The organism is Mycobacterium sp. IDUB_24 (genome assembly GCF_055419385.1).
The window spans coordinates 1-5981 of sequence record NZ_JBVAXO010000013.1; the positions used below are offsets into that span (position 1 = coordinate 1).

Below are 5981 nucleotides of genomic sequence, written 5' to 3' on the forward strand. Positions count from 1 at the left end.
CGGAAAGGTCTTCATCTCGGCCCATTCCTATCTGCCGGGTCGAGTCAACACGAATGAGCGTTTGCAACAAGACCTTTCAAACGCTTTGAACGACTTCACGCTGTCCGGCACGCTTCTTTGAGCGCGGTTCACATATGGAGGATGACATGAGCATGAATCTTCGGGTGGCTGTCCAGTCTGTTCTGGGCCTGGTGGCGTTGGGTGCACTGTTGTTCGTGCCGGCAGGGACATTCGACTACTGGCAGGCTTGGGTTTTCCTGGCTCTGTACGCGGTCATGGCGAGCTTCTCGACCGTCTACCTGTTGAGGAAGGACAAGGCGGTCGTAGAGCGGCGCATGCGAGTAGGGCAGAAGGCGGAGTCGAGACCAGTGCAGAAGGTGGTCGTCCTCGTCATCGTGAATCTGTCCATTGCACTTCCGGTGTTCTGTGGCCTCGACCATCGCTTCGGTTGGTCCCCCGTGCCCACCGCCGTGTCGTGGATCGGCAACGCGATGTTCGCCATCGGCCTCGTGATCACGATATTCACGATCGTCCAGAACCGCTACGCGTCAGCCAACATCACCGTGGAGTCGGAGCAGACGCTGGTCTCCACGGGCCTCTACGGGCTTGTTCGGCACCCGATGTACATGGGGGCGCTGCTCATGGTGGCGGGAATGCCGCTCGCGCTTGGTTCATGGTGGGGGCTGGCGGTTCTCGTTCCCGTCCTGACCCTGTACGCCTTCCGCATCCACGACGAGGAGAAGCTGCTTCGGCAGCAGCTCGCCGGATATGGGGAGTACACGCAGAAGGTGCACTACCGGCTCGTGCCCCTCGTCTGGTGACGGCGGAAGTGGATCGTCCGACAGCAGCATTTTCGTAGACCGGGGTCCGTCAGCAGACTCACCTCATAGCTCCAGCTGTCCATGTCCGACATCAGGCCCTGTTTTGAGGACTACCGCACCGAACTGTGTCCTGACGGTGCGGTAGTCCTCAGCCTTGCCGAACTACAGATCCCGTGATCGTTGACGGGATGTGTATCTCTGTTTCAATATCTCGCACCCTGGTGACCGCCGCGCAATTGTGCCGGTGGTCTGCCCGATTCCGGTGATCAAGCAAGATCTTGAAAGTTCGCTAATGATTGCAATCGCAAACTAATGTGGGCCGTCTTTCGGGCGGCATTAGAGGGCATTCGAGGCGTATGCCGCCAAGCCATTCTTCGCCACCCTGCGCCTGGGTCGCAGTGCAAAGTGATGTGCGTATGTTATTTGCTGCAGTTGCAAAGAACCGGAATTTTCCGTTGCCAGGGCTGGCCTCCTGGTGGTGCGGCGCAGTCGTACGGCCCGCGTATCGACACGGTCGACTTCGCTGGATTGAACTACATGGGCGTCATACCGATCCCGCTGGGGCGAGAGTCATCTTTGATTGCAGTTCAGGGCAGGTAATATGATCCAACCAGCTCCCCCCGGCCATGGGCGCGTGCCGAGGCTGTGATCCGTGGTGGCAGCGCCAACACGCAGCGGTTCAGTCAGCCGGAGAGGAGGCGCTTGGTCGACCGAGCCGGCCAGTTCTCGTCCATTCGAAGGATGCTGATCTTATTTGCCTAAATTGGCGAGTTCGTCAACCTTGACTTCAGGCCGTCGGGCGCTGCAAGGTTGTTTTTCTCGGATATGCGATTCTCACGCCTGTCCGGAGGGAAGTCGATATGCTGACAGCTTGCAACCAGCGAAAGCATAGCTGTAGCACGCCACAGGAAACAGAGTCCAGAAGGCAGGGTACGGGGGCGGAATGGCCCTACTTCTGGATCCTTGAACGATCGTCACTGATCGATTTGACGAGGGGCAGGTGAACGTTGACGAGCAATCCAGCCTGTCGGCGGCCTCCGCCGAGGGTCCTGCAGGCCGGGCAGTGATGTCCGGCGAAGGAGCCCACAGGGTCAGTGCCCCTGCGGATAGAACGCCCGGGGAGTCCGCAGTACACCACGCGGTGGGAGATTCCAATGAAGATCGATGAACAGTCGCTGCCGGTAGAACCTGCGCAGGTCGACAAGTGCTTCTCGGTGAGGAGCCGCCCCCGCATGGTCCCCTCGGGGGCCGTTGAGGCGGACCAGGGTGAGGCGTTGTCGTGACTGCCGATTTGACTCGACGGTTGTCCGCGATCGATTTCTTGGATGAGGACGAGCACACCGAGTTGTTCGAGTGGGGTAATCGGGCGGCACTGGCTGCGCCGGCCAGCGGTTTGGCTTCTATCCCGGTGTTGTTTGCAGCGCAGGTGTCCCGCGCTCCGGATGCGGTGGCGGTGGCTTGCGATGGCCGGTCGATGTCGTATGCGGAGCTCGATGAGTTGTCGAATCGTTTGGCCTGCTTGCTGATTGCGAAAGGTGCGGGCCCTGGCCGGTGTGTCGCGGTGTTTCTGCCGCGGTCGGCTGACTCGATTGCGGCCGTCTTGGGGGTGTTGAAGTCGGGGGCGGCGTACCTGCCGATCGATGTGATGCATCCTGATTCGCGGGTTCAGTTCATCCTTGGTGATGCTGAACCGGTCGTGGCGGTCACGAGTTCGGAGTTGGCGTCCCGGTTGTCTGGCCGCGAGCTGGAGATCGTCGATTTCAGCGAGGTGGGTCATCACCCCGGGTGCAGGCAGCTGGAGTTGCCGGCGCCGTCGGCTGACGAGGTCGCGTATCTGATCTACACCTCGGGGACCACAGGTGTGCCGAAGGGCGTGGCGATCACCCAACGCAACGTGGTCCAGCTGTTGGACACGTTGGATGCCGAGTTGGGGCTGTCGGGTCAGGTTTGGACGCAGTGTCATTCGTTGGCGTTCGACTATTCGGTGTGGGAGATCTGGGGGGCACTGCTGTATGGCGGCCGGTTGGTGGTGGTGTCCGAGGCGGTGACGCGGGCTCCGGAGGAACTCTATGCCTTGCTGGCTACCGAGCAGGTCACCATGTTCAGTCAGACGCCGTCGGCGTTCTACGCGCTGCAAGCTGTGGAAGCGCTGCAGCCCGGGCCGGGTCAGTTGAAGTTGGAGACGGTGGTCTTTGGCGGGGAAGCGCTTGAGCCGCAGCGCCTTCGGACCTGGCTGGATCGTCACCCTGGCTCGCCGCGCTTGATCAACATGTATGGGATCACCGAGACGACGGTGCACGCCTCGTTTCGGGAGATCGTGGCGGGCGATGCTGAGGGCAGCGTCAGTCCGATCGGGGTGCCCTTGGCCCATCTCGGGTTTTTCGTGCTGGATTCGTCGTTGCAGCCGGTGCCGGTTGGCGTGTTGGGTGAGCTGTATGTGGTGGGCGCTGGTTTGGGATGTGGGTACTGGCGCCGCGGCGGATTGAGTGCTTCGCGGTTTGTGGCCTGCCCATTCGGTGGTGCCGGGGAAAGGATGTACCGCACCGGCGACCTCGCGTCATGGGACAGCGATGGGCAGTTGCGGTACCTGGGACGTGCTGATGAGCAGGTCAAGATCCGCGGGTATCGCATCGAGTTGGGTGAAATCCAGTCTGCCCTGGCAGATCTGGACGGAGTGAGGCAAGCCGAGGTCATCGCCCGGGAAGATCGACCTGGGGACAAACGCCTGGTCGGTTACATCACCGGCACCGCGGACCCGGCCACTGTTCGTTCCGCATTGTCGCAGCGGTTGCCGAGTTATATGGTGCCTGCGGCGGTAGTGCTGCTCGATGCGTTGCCTCTGACGGTCAACGGCAAACTCGACAAGCGCGCCCTGCCCGCACCGGACTACGTCAACGGCCAGGAATATCGTGCTCCGGGCACTCCGGCTGAGGACGTGTTGGCCGGCATTTACGCCCAGGTGTTGGGGTTGGAGCGGGTCGGGGTCGACGACTCGTTCTTCGATCTTGGCGGGGATTCGCTGTCGGCGACCCGGCTGATCAACGCCGTCAATGCCAGTCTGGGTGCTGATCTGGCCGTCCGGGCGGTGTTCGAGACGCCGACTGTGGCGCAACTGGCGGCCCGTGTCGGTGAGAGTTCGGGGCGGCGTGAGCCGTTGGTGGCGCAGGTGCGGCCGGATGTCATTCCCTTGTCGTATGCCCAGCAGCGATTGTGGTTCCTGGATCAGTTGGAGGGGCCGTCACCGATTTACAACATGGCGGTGGCGTTGCGGGTCACCGGGCATCTGGATGCCGACGCGCTCGGCGGCGCGCTGGCCGATGTGGTGGAGCGCCACGAGTCCTTGCGCACGGTTTTCCGGTCGGTGAAAGGAGTTCCTGAGCAGGTGGTGGTGCCTGCCGAGGAAGCCGACTGCGGGTGGCGAGTGATCGACGCCGACGGCTGGTCAGCAGCTGAATTGCGAGAAGCGATCGGAGCGATGGCCAACTATGTCTTCGATCTGAACAACGAGATCCCTTTGCGCGCAACCCTTTTCCGGGTGGCCCGGGATGAGCATGTCCTGGCCGCTGTGGTGCACCACATCGCTGCCGACGGCTGGTCCGTTGCTCCGTTGATCGCGGATCTGCAGTTGGCGTATGCCGGTCGGTCGGCGGGGCGAACACCGGAGTGGGCGCCGTTGCCGGTGCAATACGCGGATTACACGTTGTGGCAGCGCACATATCTGGGGGATCTGGGCGATCCCGACAGTCGGATCGCTGGGCAGGTGGCGTACTGGGAGCAGGCGTTGGCGGGAGTGCCCGAGTGCCTGGAGTTGCCCACCGACCGCCCTTATCCGCCGGTAGCCGATCACCGCGGTGCCAGTGTGGCGGTGTCGTTGCCGGCTGCACTGCACAAGCGGATTCGCGAGGTCGCGCGGGATCACAATGCGACCACGTACATGGTGGTGCAGGCTGCGCTGACGATGCTGTTGTCGAAGCTGAGTGCGAGTTCGGATGTGGCGGTGGGCGTTCCGATTGCCGGTCGTGGCGATGCCGCGCTGGATCGGGTGGTGGGGTTCTTCGTCAACACGTTGGTGTTGCGGGTGGATCTGGCCGGTGATCCGACTGTCAGCGCAGTACTGGAGCAGGTGCGGCAGCGCAGCCTGGCCACTCTCGAGCACCAGGATGTGCCCTTCGAGGTGTTGGTGGACCGGCTCAAGCCGACCCGATCGCTGGCCCGTCATCCGCTGGTGCAGGTGGCGTTGGCCTGGCAAAACTTCTCCATCGACGCGGAGAGTGAGTCGACGTTGGGCGACGCGCAGGTTAGCCCGCTGACGGTCGACACACAGGTCGCGCGGATGGATCTGACGTTCTCGTTGGCTGAACGGTGGAATCAGGCCGGTGAGCCTGCCGGGATCGGCGGAACTGTGGAGTTCCGGACCGACGTGTTCGACGCGGCCGGCATCGAAACCGTCGTTGAGCGGTTGGAACGGGTCGTAGAGGCGCTGACCGCGGATCCGGCGCGGCGGTTCTCGTCGATCGATGTGCTGGATGTTGTCGAACACGCACAACTCGACGATGTCGGCAATCGTGCGGTGTTGACCGAGCCCGCCGTTCCCGTGGAGTCCATTCCGGGGTTGTTCGCCGTGCAGGTGGATTGTGCGCCTGAGGCGGTTGCGGTGAGTTTCGATGGCCGCTCGATGACGTATCAGCAGCTCGACGAGGCGTCGAACCGATTGGCGCACTGGCTGGTTGGCTACGGTGCCCGCCCGGGCGTGTGCGTGGCGGTGCTGGTGCCTCGGTCGGCCGAGGCTGTCGTTGCGATCCTGGGGGTGTTGAAGTCGGGGGCGGCTTATCTACCGATTGACCTGATGCATCCCAGGGCGCGGATTCGGTTCATGCTCGGCGATGCGGCACCGGTTGTCGCGGTGACGACCGGGGAGTTGCGGCCGCGACTCGACGGGAGCGGCCTGACCGTTGTCGACGTTGACGACACCGCCATCGAGACGCAGCCCAGTACGGCGTTGCGAGGGCCGGTTGCCGACGATGTCGCTTATTTGATCTACACCTCGGGGACCACAGGTCAGCCGAAGGGCGTGGCGATCAGCCACCGGAATGTGGCGCGGTTGTTGGGGACGTTGGATGCGGAGTTGGGTCTGGCGGGGCAGGTGTGGACGCAGTGTCA

At 62.8% G+C, this 5981-nt stretch carries 1 protein-coding gene and 1 pseudogene; both read left to right on the plus strand.

The features are described from left to right. The first annotated feature begins 146 nt into the window (after positions 1-146). A complete protein-coding gene (locus tag ACZYZF_RS29415; protein ID WP_463748167.1) occupies positions 147-821 on the plus strand; it encodes a methyltransferase family protein in 675 nt (224 codons plus the stop codon). Positions 822-2100: 1279 nt separating this feature from the next. Next, positions 2101-5981: pseudogene (locus ACZYZF_RS29420) on the plus strand (amino acid adenylation domain-containing protein); the annotation flags it as partial.

Bases quoted from the DNA above. Each gene is read 5' to 3' on its own strand.
- ACZYZF_RS29415 (WP_463748167.1), top strand. From the start codon at position 147: ATGAGCATGAATCTTCGGGTGGCTGTCCAGTCTGTTCTGGGCCTGGTG.